The organism is Pseudomonas sp. GL-RE-26 (assembly GCF_019956275.1).
GTDB classification, from domain to species: Bacteria; Pseudomonadota; Gammaproteobacteria; order Pseudomonadales; family Pseudomonadaceae; genus Aquipseudomonas; species Aquipseudomonas grandcourensis.
The window spans coordinates 106,042-123,747 of the sequence record NZ_JAHBDI010000077.1 but is presented as its reverse complement, the minus strand read 5'-3'; the positions used below and the strand labels follow the sequence as shown (position 1 = coordinate 123,747).

General features: G+C 60.0%; 16 protein-coding genes. 7 read left to right on the top strand and 9 right to left on the bottom strand.

Translation table 11 applies throughout. The features are described 5' to 3' along the window. Positions 1-22: 22 nt before the first annotated feature. From pyk to gcl, 5 genes are all read right to left on the bottom strand, one after another. Positions 23-1,438: a pyruvate kinase gene (gene pyk, locus KGB07_RS27185; RefSeq protein WP_046037667.1), complete on the bottom strand. Its 1,416-nt coding sequence runs from the start codon at positions 1,436-1,438 to the stop codon at positions 23-25. Further along, positions 1,428-2,708, bottom strand: coding sequence for a glycerate kinase (locus tag KGB07_RS27180; RefSeq protein WP_103394777.1), 1,281 nt, complete (start codon positions 2,706-2,708; stop codon positions 1,428-1,430). The genes pyk and KGB07_RS27180 overlap by 11 nt, the downstream gene beginning before the upstream one ends. Positions 2,709-2,867: 159 nt before the next feature. Then, positions 2,868-3,761: a 2-hydroxy-3-oxopropionate reductase gene (locus tag KGB07_RS27175; protein WP_046037665.1), complete on the bottom strand. Its 894-nt coding sequence runs from the start codon at positions 3,759-3,761 to the stop codon at positions 2,868-2,870. 108 nt (positions 3,762-3,869) lie between these two features. Beyond that, complete coding sequence (gene hyi / locus KGB07_RS27170; RefSeq protein ID WP_046037664.1) at positions 3,870-4,652, bottom strand: hydroxypyruvate isomerase; 783 nt, start codon at positions 4,650-4,652, stop codon at positions 3,870-3,872. Between the two features lie 138 nt (positions 4,653-4,790). Then, positions 4,791-6,566, bottom strand: coding sequence for a glyoxylate carboligase (gene gcl, locus KGB07_RS27165; protein WP_046037663.1), 1,776 nt, complete (start codon positions 6,564-6,566; stop codon positions 4,791-4,793). Between the two features lie 268 nt (positions 6,567-6,834). Here gcl and KGB07_RS27160 point away from each other — a divergent pair, with 268 nt between their 5' ends. Together KGB07_RS27160 and KGB07_RS27155 are read left to right on the top strand one after the other, a co-directional pair. Beyond that, a complete protein-coding gene (locus KGB07_RS27160) occupies positions 6,835-7,275 on the top strand; it encodes a GlcG/HbpS family heme-binding protein (protein ID WP_046037662.1) in 441 nt (146 codons plus the stop codon). A 209-nt stretch (positions 7,276-7,484) separates the two neighbouring features. Further along, on the top strand, positions 7,485-7,943 hold the full coding sequence (locus tag KGB07_RS27155) for an REP-associated tyrosine transposase (protein ID WP_046037764.1): 459 nt from the start codon (positions 7,485-7,487) through the stop codon (positions 7,941-7,943). 103 nt (positions 7,944-8,046) lie between these two features. Here the strand turns inward: KGB07_RS27155 and KGB07_RS27150 are convergent, their stop codons facing one another. Further along, on the bottom strand, positions 8,047-8,652 hold the full coding sequence (locus KGB07_RS27150; RefSeq protein WP_046037661.1) for a TetR/AcrR family transcriptional regulator: 606 nt from the start codon (positions 8,650-8,652) through the stop codon (positions 8,047-8,049). Between the two features lie 134 nt (positions 8,653-8,786). Between KGB07_RS27150 and KGB07_RS27145 the strand changes: the two genes are divergently transcribed. Further along, positions 8,787-9,701 carry a DUF808 domain-containing protein gene (locus KGB07_RS27145; protein ID WP_223467177.1) on the top strand — a complete coding sequence of 305 codons (915 nt, stop codon included), beginning with the start codon at positions 8,787-8,789 and terminating at the stop codon, positions 9,699-9,701. A 127-nt stretch (positions 9,702-9,828) separates the two neighbouring features. Here KGB07_RS27145 and KGB07_RS27140 read toward each other — a convergent pair whose 3' ends face one another. Continuing rightward, on the bottom strand, positions 9,829-10,617 hold the full coding sequence (locus tag KGB07_RS27140) for a VacJ family lipoprotein (RefSeq protein ID WP_046037659.1): 789 nt from the start codon (positions 10,615-10,617) through the stop codon (positions 9,829-9,831). Next, positions 10,610-11,908: a serine/threonine protein kinase gene (locus KGB07_RS27135; RefSeq protein ID WP_046037658.1), complete on the bottom strand. Its 1,299-nt coding sequence runs from the start codon at positions 11,906-11,908 to the stop codon at positions 10,610-10,612. The genes KGB07_RS27140 and KGB07_RS27135 overlap by 8 nt, the downstream gene beginning before the upstream one ends. 225 nt (positions 11,909-12,133) lie before the next feature. Between KGB07_RS27135 and KGB07_RS27130 the strand changes: the two genes are divergently transcribed. Next, positions 12,134-12,502, top strand: a complete 369-nt coding sequence (locus tag KGB07_RS27130; protein ID WP_046037657.1) for a hypothetical protein — start codon at positions 12,134-12,136, stop codon at positions 12,500-12,502. A gap of 141 nt (positions 12,503-12,643) precedes the next feature. Here KGB07_RS27130 and KGB07_RS27125 read toward each other — a convergent pair whose 3' ends face one another. Next, positions 12,644-14,239: a beta-1,6-glucan synthase gene (locus tag KGB07_RS27125; RefSeq protein WP_046037656.1), complete on the bottom strand. Its 1,596-nt coding sequence runs from the start codon at positions 14,237-14,239 to the stop codon at positions 12,644-12,646. 286 nt (positions 14,240-14,525) lie between these two features. Between KGB07_RS27125 and KGB07_RS27120 the strand changes: the two genes are divergently transcribed. The 3 genes from KGB07_RS27120 to KGB07_RS27110 all read left to right on the top strand — a co-directional run bounded on the left by KGB07_RS27120 (position 14,526) and on the right by KGB07_RS27110 (position 17,572). Beyond that, complete coding sequence (locus tag KGB07_RS27120; RefSeq protein WP_046037655.1) at positions 14,526-15,377, top strand: glycine betaine ABC transporter substrate-binding protein; 852 nt, start codon at positions 14,526-14,528, stop codon at positions 15,375-15,377. A 228-nt stretch (positions 15,378-15,605) separates the two neighbouring features. Then, entirely contained in the window at positions 15,606-15,917 is a 312-nt protein-coding gene (locus KGB07_RS27115; RefSeq protein WP_008052644.1) for a DUF485 domain-containing protein, read from the top strand. Continuing rightward, on the top strand, positions 15,914-17,572 hold the full coding sequence (locus tag KGB07_RS27110; protein WP_046037654.1) for a cation acetate symporter: 1,659 nt from the start codon (positions 15,914-15,916) through the stop codon (positions 17,570-17,572). Before KGB07_RS27115 ends, KGB07_RS27110 begins: the two co-directional genes overlap by 4 nt. Positions 17,573-17,706: the final 134 nt, after the last annotated feature.

Genomic DNA, 17,706 nt, shown 5'->3' with positions numbered 1-17,706 from the left:
CCCCTCGCCACAAATGCGGTTCTTAAATCAACGTCTCGATACGCAAAGAGTTAGTCGATCCCGGCTGGCCAAAGGGCACACCTGCTGTGATCAACAGTGTGTCGCCACGCTGTGCCATGCCCTGGGCCTGTGCGATCTCCAGTGCCGTGGAGCAGACTTCATCGACCTGACGCAGGCGGTCATTGACCACCGAGTGCACACCCCACGCCACGCTCAGGCGACGGGCGGTCTGCAGGTTCGGTGTCAGGTTGAGGATCGGCACTGTCGGCCGCTCCCGCGCCGCACGCAGGCTCGACGCGCCAGACTCGCTGTAATTGACCAGCACCGCCACCGGCAGCACGTTGCTGATGCGGCGAATGGCGCAGCTGATCGCGTCGGAAACAGTCGCCTCGGCTTTCGGTCGGCTGACGTCGAGTTGAGTCTGATAGTCCGGACCGTTCTCCACCTGGCGGATGATCTTGCTCATCATCTGCACGGCTTCGAGCGGGTATTCGCCGGACGCGGTTTCCGCCGACAGCATCACCGCGTCCGCACCTTCGGCCACCGCGTTGGCCACATCGGTGACTTCGGCGCGGGTTGGCGCCGGTGAGAAGCGCATCGACTCCAGCATCTGGGTCGCCACCACCACCGGTTTGCCGAGCTGGCGGCAGGTGCTGATGATGTTCTTCTGGATCTGCGGCACGCTTTCGGCCGGCACTTCCACGCCCAGGTCACCACGGGCGACCATGATCGCGTCGCTCAATTCGGCGATCTCGCGCAGTTGTTCGACGGCCGATGGCTTCTCGATCTTGGCCATCAGGAACGCCTTGTCGCCGATCAGGGTACGGGCTTCGCGGATGTCATCGGGACGTTGCACGAACGACAGCGCCACCCAGTCCACACCCAACTCCAGACCGAAGGTCAAGTCGCGGCGATCCTTGGCGGTCAGCGGGCTCAGGTCGAGCACCGCTTGCGGCACGTTCACGCCTTTGCGGTCCGACAGTTCGCCGCCATTGAGCACGGTGGTGTCGATGGCGTCGGCGTACTTGGTCACGACCCGAAGACGCAGTTTGCCGTCGTCCAGCAGCAGGTCCATGCCTGGCTCCAGCGCGGCGATGATTTCCGGGTGGGGCAGGTTGACCCGGCGCTCATCGCCGGGCGTGGCATCGAGGTCCAGGCGCAAGGCCTGACCGCGCACCAGTTGTACCTTGCCTTCGGCGAACTTGCCGACCCGCAGTTTCGGGCCTTGCAGGTCCATCAGGATACCCAATGGATAATTGAGCTGGCGCTCGACTTCACGAATCCACTGGAAACGCTGGGCGTGGTCGGCGTGATCGCCATGGCTGAAGTTCAGGCGGAAGATGTTGACCCCGGCCAGCACCAGCTCACGGATGGCGTCGATGCCATCGGTGGCCGGGCCGAGCGTGGCGAGGATTTTGACCTTTTTGTCAGGCGTCATGTTTAGTGCTCTCAAGGATCAGAATGGCGCGGAAGTCGTTGACGTTGGTACGGGTCGGCTCGGTGACGATCAGGGCGTCCAGCGCCTCGAAGTAGCCGTAACCGTTGTTGTTGTCCAACTCGTCGCTGGCGCTCAGACCCAATGCGGCGGCGCGGGCGTAGCTGTCCGGGGTCATGATCGCGCCGGCGTTGTCTTCGGAGCCGTCGATGCCGTCGGTGTCACCGGCCAGCGCGTAGACGCCGGGCAGGCCCTTGAGGCTGTCGGTCAGGCTCAGCAGGAACTCGGCATTGCGTCCGCCACGGCCATTGCCGCGTACGGTCACGGTGGTTTCACCGCCAGAGAGAATCACGCAGGGCGCCGCCAGCGGCTGACCGTGCAGGACGATTTGTCGGGCGATGCCGGCGTGGACTTTCGCCACCTCGCGGGATTCGCCTTCCAGGTCGCCGAGAATCAGCGGACTGAACCCGGCTTGACGGCATTTCACCGCCGCCGCTTCAAGGGATTGCTGCGGGCGGGCGATCAACTGGAAATGACTGCGGGCCAGGCTCGGGTCGCCGGGTTTGACGGTTTCCGACTCGGGGCTTTGCAGCCAGGTGCGCACCGAAGCCGGAACCTCGATGGCGTAGCGTTTGAGGATCGCCAGGGCTTCGGCCGAGGTGCTCGGATCGGCCACGGTAGGGCCGGAGGCGATGACCGTGGCGAGGTCGCCCGGCACATCGGAAATCGCATAGGTGTAGACCGTGGCAGGCCAGCAGGCTTTGCCCAGGCGGCCGCCCTTGATCGCCGAGAGGTGCTTGCGTACGCAGTTCATCTCGCCGATGGTCGCGCCGGATTTGAGCAGGGCTTTGTTGATCGACTGCTTGTCGGCCAGGGTGATGCCTTCGGCCGGCAGTGCCAGCAGGGCAGAGCCACCACCGGAGAGCAGGAAGATCACGCGGTCGTTTTCGCTGAGGTCGCTGACCAGTTCCAGCACACGTTTGGCCACGGCCAGACCTGCAGCGTCCGGTACCGGATGCGCGGCTTCGACCACTTCGATTTTTTCGCAAGGTGCGCCGTGACCGTAACGGGTCACCACCAGGCCAGAGACTTCACCCTGCCAGCAGCGCTCGACCACCTGGGCCATGGCGGCTGCGGCTTTGCCGGCGCCAATGACGATTACGCGACCGCTGCGGTCGGCAGGCAAATGGGCTTCGAGGACTTGTTGCGGATGCGCCGCGTCGATGGCTGTGGCAAACAGCTCGCGCAGCAATTGTTGCGGATCGACCGACATGGCGGGCTCCCGGAATTCTTGTTATTCGAAAGGGCAACTCTGATCTCTGTAGGAGTGAGCCTGCTCGCGATCCAGGCACCGCGGTGTATCAGGTACACCGCGGTGATTTCATCGCGAGCAGGCTCGCTCCCACAGGTTTAATGCAGGTTCAGGCAGGGCTTACTTCTTGTCGCGAATCGAGAAGTTCGCCATGTGTTCCAGACCCTTGATCAGCGCCGAGTGGTCCCAGTTGCTGCCACCGATGGCCGCGCAGGTGCTGAACACTTGCTGGGTGTTGGCGGTGTTCGGCAGGTTGATGTTCAGCTCCTTGGCGCCTTGCAGTGCCAGGTTCAGGTCCTTCTGGTGCAGGCTGATGCGGAAGCCTGGATCGAAGGTGCCCTTGATCATGCGCTCGCCGTGGACTTCGAGGATCTTCGAGGACGCGAAACCGCCCATCAGTGCTTCACGCACCTTGGCTGGATCGGCACCGTTTTTCGAAGCGAACAGCAGGGCTTCAGCCACGGCCTGGATGTTCAGGGCCACGATGATCTGGTTGGCCACCTTGGCGGTTTGGCCGTCGCCGTTGCCACCGACCAGGGTGATGTTCTTGCCCATGGCCTGGAACAGCGGCAGGGCGCGTTCGAAAGCGTCGGCATCGCCGCCGACCATGATGCTCAGGCTCGCAGCCTTGGCGCCGACTTCACCGCCGGATACCGGGGCATCGAGGTATTGCGCGCCTTTTTCGTTGATCTTTGCCGCGAAAGCCTTGGTGGCGGTTGGCGAGATCGAGCTCATGTCGATGACGACTTTGCCTTTACCCACGCCAGCAGCGATGCCGTCGGCACGGAACAGCACGTCATCGACCTGCGGGGTATCGGGCACCATGACGATGATGAACTCGGCTTCCTGGGCGACTTCCTTCGGGTTCGCCAAGGCAACGGCGCCGGCGGCAACCAGGTCGGCAGGCGCAGGGTCGTGGTGGGCCGACAGGAACAGGCTGTGACCGGCTTTCTGCAGGTTCGCCGCCATTGGGTGGCCCATGATGCCGGTGCCGATAAATCCGATTTTAGCCATGAGAAAATCCTCTTGTTTTTGTGTAGCCAAATTTTGTCTACGTAGCTGAGACGAGCACACCCTGTGGCGAGGGAGCTTGTTCCCTCGGCACAGAGATCCGGTTCAATCTCAGATCGCGTTATGGGTTTTCAACCAGCCCAGGCCCGCTTCAGTGGTGGTCAGCGGCTTGTATTCGCAACCGACCCAGCCCTGATAACCGATGCGGTCCAGGTGTTCGAACAAGAAGCGGTAGTTGATTTCACCGGTACCTGGTTCATTGCGCCCCGGGTTGTCCGCGAGCTGCACGTGGTTGATCTCGCCCAGGTGCGATTGCAGGGTGCGGGCCAGATCGCCTTCCATGATTTGCATGTGGTAGATGTCGTACTGCAGGAACAGGTTGGCGCTGCCGACCTGCTCGCGAATCGACAGGGCTTGCGCCGTGTTGTTCAGGTAGAAACCTGGAATGTCACGGGTGTTGATCGCTTCCATCACCAGCTTGATACCCGCCGCTTGCAGCTTGTCGGCCGCGTACTTGAGGTTGGCGACGAAGGTTTTCTCCACGGTGGCATCGTCAAAGCCCTGCGGACGAATACCGGCCAGGCAGTTGACCTGGGTGTTGCCCAGCACTTGCGCGTAAGCGATGGCCAGGTCGACACCGGCACGGAACTCTTCGACCCGGTCCGGCAGGCACGCGATACCGCGCTCGCCCTTGGCCCAGTCACCGGCCGGCAGGTTGAACAGCACTTGGGTCAGACCGTGGGCGTCGAGCTGGGCCTTGATTTCGGCGGAGCTGAAGTCGTACGGGAACAGGTATTCGACACCACTGAAGCCGGCCTTGGCGGCCGCTTCGAAACGGGCGAGAAAGTCCTGTTCGGTGAACAGCATGGACAGGTTGGCTGCGAAACGCGGCATGGTGGTCTCCCGTAAATGTGTGAAGGCCCCTTGTAGGAGCGAGCTTGCTCGCGAAAGCGGTGGGTCAGTCAACATCTCTGTTGAATGTGAAGCCGTCTTCGCGGGCAAGCCCGCTCCCACAGGGGGAGCGGTCAGCAGTTAATCGAGCAACGAAATCGCAGTCGGTGCGTCGTCGCCGACCAGCGCCAGGTCTTCGAATTCGTTGACGGCGTTGATCTCGGTGCCCATGGAAATGTTGGTCACACGCTCCAGGATGATCTCGACGATCACCGGAACCTTGAACTCTTCGATCAGCTCCTGGGCCTTGCGCAGGGCAGGCTGGATCTGAGACGGTTCGAATACGCGCAGTGCCTTGCAGCCCAGGCCTTCGGCCACTGCGACGTGGTCGACACCGTAGCCGTTGAGTTCCGGCGCGTTCAGGTTGTCGAAGGACAGCTGCACGCAGTAGTCCATGTCGAAACCGCGCTGAGCCTGACGGATCAGACCCAGGTACGAGTTGTTCACCACAACATGGATGTACGGCAGCTTGAACTGCGCGCCCACCGCCAATTCCTCGATCATGAACTGGAAGTCATAGTCCCCCGACAGGGCCACGACTTTACGGTTCGGATCGGCCTTGACCACACCCAGCGCTGCCGGAATGGTCCAGCCCAACGGGCCTGCCTGACCGCAGTTGATCCAGTGACGCGGCTTGTAGACGTGCAGGAACTGCGCGCCGGCAATCTGCGACAGACCGATGGTGCTGACGTAGCAGGTGTCTTTGCCGAACACCTGGTTCATTTCTTCGTAAACGCGTTGCGGCTTGACCGGCACGTTGTCGAAGTGAGTCTTGCGCTGCAGGCTGGCTTTACGCTGCTGGCAGTCTTGCAGCCAGGCGCTGCGGTTCTTCAGCTTGCCGGCGGCTTGCCATTCGCGAGCGACTTCGATGAACACGGTCAGCGCGGCAGCGGCGTCGGAAACGATGCCCAGGTCCGGGGTGAACACGCGGCCGATCTGGGTCGGTTCGATATCAACGTGAATGAACTTGCGGCCTTCGGTGTACACGTCAACCGAACCGGTGTGACGGTTGGCCCAACGGTTGCCCACGCCCAGAACCACGTCGGACTTGAGCATGGTTGCGTTGCCGTAGCGGTGCGAAGTCTGCAGACCAACCATGCCCACCATCAGCGGGTGATCGTCCGGGATGGTGCCCCAGCCCATCAGGGTCGGGATAACCGGAATGCCGGTCAGCTCGGCGAACTCCACCAACAGATCGCTGGCGTCGGCATTGATGATGCCGCCACCGGCCACCAGCAATGGACGCTCGGCCTGATCCAGCATGGCCAAGGCTTTTTCCACCTGCACGCGGGTAGCGCTCGGCTTGGCCAATGGCAGCGGCTGGTAGGCGTCGATGTCGAATTCGATTTCGGCCATCTGCACGTCGAACGGCAGGTCGATCAGCACTGGGCCTGGACGGCCGGAGCGCATTTCATAGAAAGCCTTCTGGAACGCATAAGGCACCTGGCCCGGTTCCATGACGGTGGTCGACCACTTGGTGACTGGCTTGACGATGGTGGTGATATCGACAGCCTGGAAGTCTTCCTTGTGCATACGGGCGCGGGGTGCCTGGCCTGTGATGCAGAGGATTGGAATCGAGTCGGCCGAGGCGCTGTAGAGCCCGGTGACCATGTCGGTGCCGGCAGGGCCGGAAGTACCGATGCACACGCCGATGTTGCCGGCCTTGGTACGGGTGTAGCCCTCGGCCATGTGCGAGGCGCCTTCAACGTGGCGAGCGAGTACGTGATCGATGCCGCCAACCTTTTGCAAGGCGGAGTACAGCGGGTTGATGGCGGCACCCGGGATGCCAAAAGCGGTATCGACCCCTTCACGGCGCATCACCAGAACGGCGGCTTCGATTGCTCTCATTTTGCTCATGGTTTTGTGCCTCTTTACGTTTTGTAATTGTATACAAGTGGCTTTGCGCAGAGTGTATTCACGGCGGACGGCGCAGGTCAATCCATTTTCTCAAGCGCTTGTTTCATTCGTCGGAAGCCCGTTCTACTGTGGCTTTTCGTCGCATGTGGCGCCTTTCGAGAATTATTGTATACAAAAAAATAATTCATTGTGTTCTATTTGTTGCATCGGGCTGCGGCACAACGGCGCAGCCCACCGACTTTCCGAAAAACAAAATGAGGACGGCACCATGAGCGCTTTAACCTTGAAAGTCGCAGTCAACCTGGTCAACGAGGCCATCACCGCAGGGCGTGCAATCTCTGCGGCACCCTTGACCATTGCGGTACTGGATGCCGGCGGGCATCTGATCGCCCTGCAACGCGAAGACGGCGCCAGCCTGCTGCGCCCGCACGTCGCCATCGGTAAAGCCTGGGGCGCCATCGCGCTGGGCAAGGGCTCACGCCTGCTGGCGCTGGACGCCCAGCAACGCCCGGCGTTTATCGCTGCGTTGAACAGCCTGGGGCAGGGCAGCGTCGTGCCGGCACCGGGTGGTGTGCTGGTTCGCGATCAGGATGGGAACGTGCTGGGGGCGGTGGGGATCAGCGGCGATCTGTCGGATGTCGACGAGCAGTGCGCGATCAATGCGATCGAGGCGCTGGGGTTGGTGGCGGATGCTGGGGTGGCGGCTTGATCTGTAGCGTCTGATCAATCGCCTTCGCGAGCAGGCTCGCTCCTACAGGGTTTGTGGTCGGACACAAAATTGTCTGAATGCCAGAATCCCCTGTAGGAGTGAGCCTGCTCGCGATAGCTATCTTCCAGTCACATCCAGCCAATAGTTTGCCCGCCCACTTGAATCCACAGAACTAGGCTTCTCATGACCTGATCATGGGAGGCAAAGGAATGCCGGATTCACCTGCTGCACACCGATTGCGAGTCGGGCGCTATGCCGAAACCAGTCGAATTTATCTGTTAACCACCAATACACATCACAGGACCCCGGTTTTCAAGGATTTCACCTTGGGCAGGCTGGTGGTCGATGAGTTTCGAAACGCACAAACACTTGGCTTTGCGAACTCGTTGGCCTGGGTGGTCATGCCAGATCATTTTCATTGGTTAATTGAGTTGCAGAGGGGATCTTTGAGTGAGCTGATGCAGAAAACCAAGTCGATGAGTACCAAAGCCGTGAGGCAGTCTACCGGTCGAACCACCAGTCTCTGGCAGAGAGGATTTCATGATCGGGCACTGCGGCGGGAAGATGATTTGGTGAAGATGGCTCGATATGTAGTAGCCAACCCGTTGCGGGCTGGGCTGGTAGAGAAGCTTGGTGACTATCCGTTGTGGGATGCGATCTGGGTTTGATCTGAAACCGTGTCGTCTCGATCGCGAGCAGGCTCACTCCTACAGGGGAATGCATTCCAAATGTAGGAGTGAGCCTGCTCGCGATTGGTAGCACCGCTGTCCATCAATCCGCCTCACACCCCTTGAGCACCAACCGGATAATCGTCTGCGCCGCCGCTTCATAATCTTCTTCGTCCAGCCGGGCCTTGCCGGTGATGGCGGTGATCTGCCAGTCGAAGTCGGCGTAGGTCTGGGTCGCGGCCCAGATACTGAACATCAGGTGGTTGGGGTCGATGGGGGCGATTTGCCCGCGGTCGATCCAGGTCTGGATGCACTCGATGTTGTGTTTGGCCTGGCCATTGAGCTGTTCGACCAGATCGCTGCTCAGGTGGGGGGCGCCGTGCATGATTTCGCTGGCGAACACCTTGGAGGCGAAAGGCAGGTCGCGGGAGATGCGGATCTTCGAGCGAATGTAGCCGCTGAGTACTTCACCGGGCTCGCCGTCCGGATTGAACGGTGTCGAGGCCTGCAGGATGGGCTCGATGATGCTTTCCAGAACCTCGCGGTAGAGGTTTTCCTTGGACTTGAAGTAGTAGTAGACGTTGGGCTTTGGCAATCCCGCCTTGGCTGCGATGTCGCTGGTTTTGGTCGCAGCGAAGCCTTTGTCGGCGAATTCCTCACTGGCGGCACGCAGGATCAGTTGTTTGTTGCGCTCGCGGATAGTGCTCATAAACCGGGTGATTCCTTGCCTGTTCTGGCGGTTGCGCATGGTATCACCGGCCTCGCGCGGCGCTCAAGAATGCACCGTGGGCTCTTATGTCGCGCTATGCTGCTGCGCATTCATTGCAGAAGGAAACCCGATTCATGGCAGGAAGCAGTTTGCTGGTGCTGATCGACGACATCGCGACCGTGCTGGACGACGTGTCTTTGATGACCCAAATGGCCGCCAAGAAAACGGCCGGCGTACTCGGCGACGACCTGGCACTCAATGCCCAGCAAGTCAGCGGCGTGCGTGCCGAGCGGGAAATCCCGGTGGTCTGGGCGGTCGCCAAGGGCTCGTTCATCAATAAACTGATCCTGGTGCCGTCGGCGCTGGCCATCAGTGCGTTCATTCCGTGGCTGGTCACACCGCTATTGATGGTCGGTGGCGCCTATCTGTGCTTCGAAGGCTTCGAAAAACTCGCCCACAAGTTCCTGCACAGCAAGGCGCAAGACGTCGCCGAGCATGCGCAGTTGGTCGAGGCGGTGGCGGACCCTGCCACTGACCTGGTGGCGTTCGAGAAGGACAAGATCAAAGGCGCGATCCGCACCGACTTCATTCTTTCGGCGGAAATCATCGCCATCACCCTCGGCACCGTGGCCGGCGCTCCATTGACCCAGCAAATCATCGTGCTTTCTGGCATTGCCATTGTCATGACCGTCGGCGTGTACGGATTGGTGGCAGGTATCGTCAAGCTCGACGACTTGGGCCTGTGGTTGACCCAGAAACCCGGACAGATGGCGAAAAGCATCGGCGGCGGGATTCTGCGTGCGGCACCGTACATGATGAAGAGCCTGTCGGTGATTGGCACGGCGGCGATGTTTCTGGTGGGCGGCGGGATCCTCACGCACGGTGTGCCGGTGGTGCATCACTGGATCGAAAGTGTCGGTGCTGCGGCGGGTGGCGGCGGATTTATCGTGCCGGTGCTGCTCAAAGGCGTGGCGGGGATTGTGGCGGGGGCGGTGGTGTTGGTTGGCGTCATGGCTGTCAGCAAAATCTGGAAAGCCTTGAAAGGCTGAAGGCAACACATAACAAATGTGGGAGCGGGCTTGCTCGCGATGGCGGTGTAACAGTCAACATCAATGTTGAATGTAACGACCTCATCGCGAGCAAGCCCGCTCCCACAGTGTTTTTGGGGTGCCTTGTTTACTCGGCGATCTGCAACTTGCGCGCTTCGGTGTACACGTAACGCACTTTTTCGTACTCGAATGGCGAGTTCATCTGGCCATAGCGGAAGTTGGTCTGGTGGCGCTTGTCGATGCCGCGCAGGATCCACACTTCCGGATGGTTGGAGCTGACTTCGGCCACGTTGAGGAAGTTGATCGCATTCTCGGCTGTGTAATCCACCGCCAGGCCGCCGGTGTCACGCAGGTTCGACGGACCGAGGATCGGCAGCATGAAGTAAGCGCCGGCCGGTACGCCGTAGAAGCCAAGGGTCTGGCCGAAGTCTTCGCTCTGGCGCGGCAGGCCCATGGCGGTGGCGGGGTCCCACAGGCCGGCGATGCCGATGGTGGTGTTGAGCAGCAGTCGCCCGGTGGTTTCCAGCGAGCGGTGGCCCTTGAGTTGCAGCAGGCTGTTCAACAGGTTCGGCACGTCGCCGAGGTTGTTGAAGAAGTTGCTGACACCGGTACGCAGGAAGCTCGGGGTGACGTAGCGGTAGCCATTGACCACCGGCAGGAACACCCATTGGTCGAAGCGGTAGTTGAAGTGATACACGCGCCGGTTCCACTCTTCCAGCGGGTCGTAGACGGCCAGCGCGTTGAGCGTCGAACGCTCGAACTCGCGCTGGTCCAGGCCCGGGTTGAATTTGAGTTTGCTCAGTGGTTCCTTGAAACCATCGCTGTCGACGACCACGGGGGCATTGGCTTTGCTGTTGTCGGCATTGGCGACACTTGCACAGAGTAGCGCAGCGAAAAGCAGGAGATATTTAGCCACGGAAGAACTCCAGCATGGCGTCGCTGTTGACGCGGTAGTTAATGTTGCCGCAGTGGCCACCGTACGGGTAAACGGTCAGGCGATCACCGAAGGTCTTGCGCAGGAAGCCCAGGTCGCCAGGGCCGAGGATCACGTCATCGGCGTTGTGCATCACAGCAATTTTCGGGCTTTCGTGCAGGTAGTCCTTCAGCGCATACAGGCTCACCTGGTCAATCATTTGCAGCAGGCTGCCGCCGTCGGTGCGGGCGCGCCACATCGGGATCACTTGTTCGGTGATGTAGCAGTCGAAGTCGCATTGCAGCGCACGCTTGAGGAATGGCGTGAGGCTGGTGCCCTCGGTGATCGGGAACTTGGGAGGGGTGATCAGGCCGCGACGGTTGATCAGGTCCGAAGTGAAGGCAATGTCGGCCGCCGAAAAGCGGAACGAGGTGCCGATCAGCATGGCCATCTGTTCGTTGGTCAGGTGCTGCTTGGACTGCTGGAAGTCGTAGAGCAGGGCGTCGTTGAGGTCGATGTAGCCCTTCTGCTGGAAGTAGCGGGTCAATTTGTTCAGTACCAGTTCATAGAACGTGGTGCTGGAGTTGATGCCCTTGACTTCCGTTTGCACAAGCTTGTCGAGGTTGGTGATCGAGGTGTAGAGGTTGACCGGCGGGTTGAGCAGCAGGACTTTCTTGAAGTTGAAGCTGCGTCGGGTTTCGTCCAGGTGCGCGACGAAAGCGGCATCCAGTGCGCCCAGGCTGTACCCGGTCAGATAGTAATCGGTGACCGGCATTTTCGGGTTCTGTGCCCGTACGGCCTGCATCACCCGGTACAGGTCTTCGGCGTCCTCCTTGGAAACACCCGGTGTGGCGAAGCGTGATGCGGCGCTCATGAAGTCATAGCTGGTGGGCGATGACAACTGCACCACGTGGTAGCCGGCCTTGTAATAGAGCTTCTTCAGGTATTCATTCAGGCTGCTGTCATAACGCGCGCCGGTACCGGCGATCAGGAAAATCAGCGGTGCGGCGTGATCCTGCGTGGCAATGCGGTAGTCGAGTTTCTTGACCGCCCAGAAATTGTCCGGCAATTCGAACGCCCGTTCCGGGCGCAAGGTAACGCTGCGCACTGTCTGATCAATGTCATCGTCCAGGGGTAGCTCCGGACGCAGGTCCGGCGGCGTGGTCGCGATGGTCGCCTCGAACGGGTTGGTCAGGGGGTAGCCGTAACTGGCGGCGTCAATATCGACCGCCAGTGCGGACGCACTCAATATAAGGCCGCCAAACAAGGCGGCGAAGCGCAAGGAACGGAGCATGACTAAATCCCTTAGAAGAAGGTGCCGAATGAATTTCGCAGGCTATGACCACCGGATCTGCGCCAAAGTGCCAAGCCTCGGCACCAAACAGGCTTAATTTCGAAGTAATAGTAGTTGGACGATACACTTTGCAGCGATTGAATGACCAGTTATCAGTTGTTATAGCTTGCGAAACGCTTTCGGGCGATTAAGCTGGCCGCCGTTTTTCGCCAATTGGAGTGTTTCATGTCCCGCCGTCTGCCCGTGATCCTGCTGCTTGTTTTGCTGCCTGTCTGGCTGGCCGCCAGTTATGGCGCGCGTTATGGCTTCATGGAGGATGCGCAGTGGGTCGGCATTTGCGTGGATGAAGCGAATCGCTGGGAATGCCAGGTGCGTTCGAACCTGGGGCTGATGATTCACTTCGCAGTCCTGGGATGGGCTGCGTTGGCGGCTGCGATCGTCGGCTTCATTGTGCCGGGGCGGGCAGGGTGGTGGCTGGCGGTGCTGGCGCTGGTGTTCGGCTTTCCGGCACTGGCGTTGTACAACACCACGCTCGCGGTGTTTGCGGTGGTGATTGCGGGGTTGCGGTTGGTCAGGGCTTCTCGGGGCGCCTGATAGTCCGTCATCGCGAGCAAGTCGGATCGCCGCACCGTCGCTCCCACAGTAGATCTTCAGTGAACACAAAATTTGTGTGCGACAAAGATCAATTGTGGGAGCGAGCTTGCTCGCGATGAGGTCAGTCAGGTCGCTAAAGAGTTAAACCTTGCGAACCCGCAAACAGCGCCACAACGCAGCTACCATCAACACACTCACCAGCGCCCAGCCCCAGGCCTGCTGGTTCTGCAAACCTTCGCGGAACAACTGCGGTGCAATACCAGCACCGATGATGAAGGTCAGCAACGCAATCTCGCGGCGCGGCACGTTCACCGGGCGACACAGATACACCAGCGCCGGCACGACGAACGCGACACTCGGGAAACTGCGATAACGCGGATCGAGCACCAGTTCCAGCATCATCACGGCTGCCGCGAAACCTGCCGTTGCAACCAGCCAGCCAGCACGGCGCTCAAGCAGGTTGAAAGCCCGCACGCGCCAGCCGCCACGAGGGCTCAACGCCAGCGCAGCATGGGCCAGCACCAGCAGATTCAGAGCGGTCAGCAATCCGACCCATAGCCATTCACTGGTAAAACGCGTGGTTACCCGTGCCAAGTCGCCCCAGGCGCCAATCGAGCACGCCGCCAAAGCACCGAGCAGGGGCAGCACCAGCGCCGAACGCGTCGTGCGAACCCGTCCACCGAACAGCAACGTACCGATGAAGATCAAGCCGCCCACCGCCAGCCACTGCGACCAGTACGGTACGTTTGTCACTGGCCCGGCCAGCACGCCCTTGTCCTGGCGATCGGCATCGAACAAGCCCCAGTAACCACCGACCGCACCTTCACTGGCGCGTTTCCAGGGTTGGTCGAAGGCTTCGATCAGGTTGTAATGCCAGCCCTGTTGCTCGGCCATGGCGACAAAGCCGCGAATGAATCTGGCTTCGTTGACCCGGCTCGGCAGGGCCGTTTCGCGCTGGCGACCTTCGCTTGGCCAGCCGGTTTCGCCGATCAGCACATCCTTGGGCGCGAACTTGTTGCCGAACACCTGGCGTACGTCGGCCACGTGTTGCAGGGCGGCGTCGATGTTCGACGGATCATCTTCCCAGTACGGCAGCAAGTGAATGGTCAGGAAGTCCACGGCAGGGGCGATTTCCGGATGCTTGAGCCAGAACTCCCAGACGTCGGCGTAGGTGACAGGCTGTTTGACCTGGCTCTTGACCTTGTTGATCAGCTTCGCCAGCTGCGCGCCAGTGACTTCCTTGCGCAGCAGGGTTTCGTTGCCGACGATCACCGCGCTCACCACATCCGGGTTGGCGTTGGCCGAGGCGATCAACAGGTTGACTTCTTTTTCGGTGTCCACCGGGTTGCTGTTGACCCAGGCGCCGATCATCAGCTTCAAGCCATGCTTGCGCGCAAGGTCCGGCAGGGCTTCGAGGCCGGACATGGAATAGGTGCGGATGCATTCGAAACTTTTGGACAGCAGCGCGAGGTCGGCATCCATACGCTCGGGGCGCAAGTTGAATGGCACGTCAAACGGCGATTGATCCTTGTCGAACGGGGTGTAAGAGGCGCATTGCAGCTTGTGCGTCGCGCTGGCCACGTCCGGCAGGATCACCGGTTTGCCGAGGCCGTACCAGAATCCGCCAAGGGCAAACAGCCCGAGCAGGCAAGCGAATAGATAAGCAGCAAAAGGGAAGCGGGAGGTCGCGGACATGGTCAGGCCGTGTGGGAACAAAGCGGCGCATGTTACCTGCATTTACCGCGTGCTTGGTGGCCTGCATGATTTTGACATGCAAAGTTCGGGCGGTTTGGTGGGGGGGGTGTAGCGCTGAGGATTAATGGCTTTCTGATGTCGTTTCTCGATGCCTTGAGGTCGCTGGTAGAGCAGGTCGCCATGAGCGTCAGGTTGATTATCGCAAGTGTCAGTACTCCGCTGATGTTCGAACGAGTTTGCGGTGGGCGTGATGGGGGCGCTGTGCACCATAACAATACGTTTAAGCGACTCGGCATCCGTCGAGCGCAGCACTTTCGGGGAAGTAACGATGAAGATGCGACGACTCTTGGGCGCAGGTGCGGCTTTGGTGCTGGCGATCAGTTCGGCCGTGGCGAGCGCCGCCGGCAAGGACGTGACGATCGGTTATGTCGACGGCTGGTCGGACAGTGTCGCCACGACCAACGTGGCGGCTGAAGTGATCAGGCAGAAACTCGGTTATGACGTGAAGCTGCAAGCCGTCGCTACCGGGATCATGTGGCAGGGCGTGGCCACCGGCAAACTCGACGCCATGCTGTCGGCCTGGCTGCCGGTGACCCACGGTGAGTACTGGACGAAGAACAAGGATCAGGTCGTCGACTACGGCCCGAACTTCAAGGACGCGAAAATCGGCCTGATCGTGCCGGAGTACGTCAAGGCCAAGTCCATCGAGGACCTCAAGACCGACGACACCTTCAAGAACCGCATTGTCGGCATCGACGCCGGTTCAGGCGTGATGCTCAAGACCGATCAGGCAATCAAGGACTACGACCTGACCGGCTACCAACTCAAGGCCAGTTCCGGCGCCGGCATGATTGCCGAGCTGACCCGTGCCGAGAAGAAGAACGAATCCATCGCCGTCACCGGCTGGGTACCGCACTGGATGTTCGCCAAGTGGAAACTGCGCTTCCTCGAAGATCCGAAGGGCGTGTACGGCGCGGCTGAAACCGTGAACAGCATCGGCAGCAAGGGCCTGGAAGCCAAGGCGCCGGAAGTGGCCAAGTTCCTGAAGAACTTCCAGTGGGCCTCCAAGGATGAAATCGGTCAGGTCATGCTGGCGATTCAGGACGGTGCCAAACCTGAAGCCGCTGCGAAGGATTGGGTCGCCAAGCACCCTGAGCGTGTGGCTGACTGGATCAAGTAAGAGTCGCCTCGCTTTAACCTGTGGGAGCGGGCTTGCTCGCGAATGCTGTCTGTCAGTTGACTGGCATGACGCCTTCGCGAGCAAGCCCGCTCCCACATTTATTTTGTACGTGCTGGAAATTGGCGAATCTGTCATGTGGTTCTAAGACTAAGGTCGTCTGGAACCTGCCCCGCAGCCGCATAGAGTGGATACCGTTCCAACTAAATCTGTGCTGCGAGGATAAAAACAATGAACGACAGCATTTACCTCTCGATTCAAAACAGCCCGCGCTTCAAGGAGCTGGTTAGCAAGAGGGAACGATTCGCCTGGATTCTTTCGGCGATCATGCTAGGGCTTTACTCCGGATTCATCCTTCTGATTGCCTATGGACCGCAGGTGCTGGGGGCGAAAATCAGCCCTGAGTCCTCGATTACCTGGGGCATACCGATCGGTGTCGGGCTGATTGTCTCGGCCTTCATCCTGACCGGTATCTACGTACGACGCGCCAACGGCGAGTTCGACGACCTGAACAACGCGATTCTCAAGGAGGCTCAGCAATGATCCGCCGTCTAATGGCTCTTTTGAGCATCGCAGCTTTCGCGCCTGGCGCCTGGGCGGCTGACGCCCTGACCGGTGCCGTGCAGAAGCAACCGCTTAATGTGTCGGCGATCTTGATGTTTGTCGCCTTCGTCGGTGCCACCCTGTGCATCACCTACTGGGCTTCCAAGCGTAATAATTCTGCAGCCGACTACTACGCCGCTGGCGGCAAGATCACCGGTTTGCAGAACGGTCTGGCGATTGCCGGTGACTACATGTCGGCTGCATCCTTCCTGGGTATTTCCGCGCTGGTATTCACCTCCGGCTACGACGGCCTGATCTACTCGATCGGCTTCCTGGTGGGCTGGCCGATCATTCTGTTCCTGATCGCCGAGCGCCTGCGTAACCTGGGCAAATACACCTTTGCCGACGTGGCGTCCTATCGCCTTGGGCAAACCCAGATCCGCTCGCTGTCCGCTTGCGGTTCGCTGGTGGTGGTGGCGTTCTACCTGATCGCGCAAATGGTCGGTGCCGGCAAGCTGATCCAGCTGCTGTTCGGTCTCGATTACCACGTTGCGGTGATCATGGTCGGTATTTTGATGTGCCTGTACGTGTTGTTCGGCGGCATGCTGGCGACCACCTGGGTGCAGATCATCAAGGCTGTGCTGTTGCTGTCCGGTGCTTCCTTCATGGCGCTGATGGTGATGAAGCACGTCAACTTCGACTTCAACATGCTGTTCTCCGAGGCGATCAAGGTTCATCCGAAAGCTGAAGCGATCATGAGCCCGGGCGGCCTGGTGAAAGATCCGATCTCGGCGTTCTCTCTAGGTCTGGCGCTGATGTTCGGCACCGCTGGCCTGCCGCACATCCTGATGCGCTTCTTCACCGTGAGTGACGCAAAAGAAGCTCGCAAGAGCGTGCTTTACGCAACCGGCTTCATTGGCTACTTCTACATCCTGACCTTCATCATCGGCTTCGGCGCGATCCTGCTGGTCAGCACCAACCCGGCCTTCAAAGACGCTGCTGGCGCCTTGCTGGGCGGTAACAACATGGCGGCGGTGCACCTGGCCAACGCGGTGGGTGGCAGTATCTTCCTGGGCTTCATCTCGGCGGTGGCGTTCGCGACCATTCTGGCAGTGGTTGCCGGTCTGACCCTGGCCGGTGCTTCGGCGGTGTCCCACGACCTGTATGCCAGCGTGATCAAGAAGGGCAAGGCCAACGAGAAGGACGAGATTCGCGTCTCGAAAATCACCACCATCGCCTTGGCGGTACTGGCCATTGGTCTGGGTATCCTGTTCGAGAGCCAGAACATTGCGTTCATGGTGGGCCTGGCGTTCTCCATCGCGGCGAGCTGTAACTTCCCGGTGCTGCTGCTTTCCATGTACTGGAAAAAGCTGACCACCCGCGGTGCGATGATCGGTGGGTGGATGGGGCTGATCAGTGCCGTGGGCCTGATGGTGCTGGGTCCGACCATCTGGGTGCAGATCCTGCATCACGAGAAGGCCATCTTCCCGTATGAGTACCCGGCGTTGTTCTCGATGATGATTGCCTTTGTCGGGATCTGGTTCTTCTCGGTTACCGACAAGTCCACTGCGGCTGACAATGAGCGGGCGCTGTTCTTCCCGCAGTTTGTTCGTTCGCAGACTGGCCTGGGTGCAAGTGGTGCTGTTTCGCACTAAGCGTTTGGGTTTGACTGTTTAAGTTGTGTTGATTGGAAATGCCCTGGTCGAGAGATCGGGGCATTTTTTTATTGGGCGGTAATCGACCTGAATTTCGTGGATGTGCCGATTTACTGTAGGGACTGGCGTGCTCG

Coding starts and splice junctions, on each gene's coding strand:
- pyk (WP_046037667.1), bottom strand. CDS start 1,438: ATGACGCCTGACAAAAAGGTCAAAATCCTCGCCACGCTCGGCCCGGCC.
- KGB07_RS27180 (WP_103394777.1), bottom strand. CDS start 2,708: ATGTCGGTCGATCCGCAACAATTGCTGCGCGAGCTGTTTGCCACAGCC.
- KGB07_RS27175 (WP_046037665.1), bottom strand. CDS start 3,761: ATGGCTAAAATCGGATTTATCGGCACCGGCATCATGGGCCACCCAATG.
- hyi (WP_046037664.1), bottom strand. CDS start 4,652: ATGCCGCGTTTCGCAGCCAACCTGTCCATGCTGTTCACCGAACAGGAC.
- gcl (WP_046037663.1), bottom strand. CDS start 6,566: ATGAGCAAAATGAGAGCAATCGAAGCCGCCGTTCTGGTGATGCGCCGT.
- KGB07_RS27160 (WP_046037662.1), top strand. CDS start 6,835: ATGAGCGCTTTAACCTTGAAAGTCGCAGTCAACCTGGTCAACGAGGCC.
- KGB07_RS27155 (WP_046037764.1), top strand. CDS start 7,485: ATGCCGGATTCACCTGCTGCACACCGATTGCGAGTCGGGCGCTATGCC.
- KGB07_RS27150 (WP_046037661.1), bottom strand. CDS start 8,652: ATGAGCACTATCCGCGAGCGCAACAAACAACTGATCCTGCGTGCCGCC.
- KGB07_RS27145 (WP_223467177.1), top strand. CDS start 8,787: ATGGCAGGAAGCAGTTTGCTGGTGCTGATCGACGACATCGCGACCGTG.
- KGB07_RS27135 (WP_046037658.1), bottom strand. CDS start 11,908: ATGCTCCGTTCCTTGCGCTTCGCCGCCTTGTTTGGCGGCCTTATATTG.
- KGB07_RS27130 (WP_046037657.1), top strand. CDS start 12,134: ATGTCCCGCCGTCTGCCCGTGATCCTGCTGCTTGTTTTGCTGCCTGTC.
- KGB07_RS27125 (WP_046037656.1), bottom strand. CDS start 14,239: ATGCAGGTAACATGCGCCGCTTTGTTCCCACACGGCCTGACCATGTCC.
- KGB07_RS27120 (WP_046037655.1), top strand. CDS start 14,526: ATGAAGATGCGACGACTCTTGGGCGCAGGTGCGGCTTTGGTGCTGGCG.
- KGB07_RS27115 (WP_008052644.1), top strand. CDS start 15,606: ATGAACGACAGCATTTACCTCTCGATTCAAAACAGCCCGCGCTTCAAG.
- KGB07_RS27110 (WP_046037654.1), top strand. CDS start 15,914: ATGATCCGCCGTCTAATGGCTCTTTTGAGCATCGCAGCTTTCGCGCCT.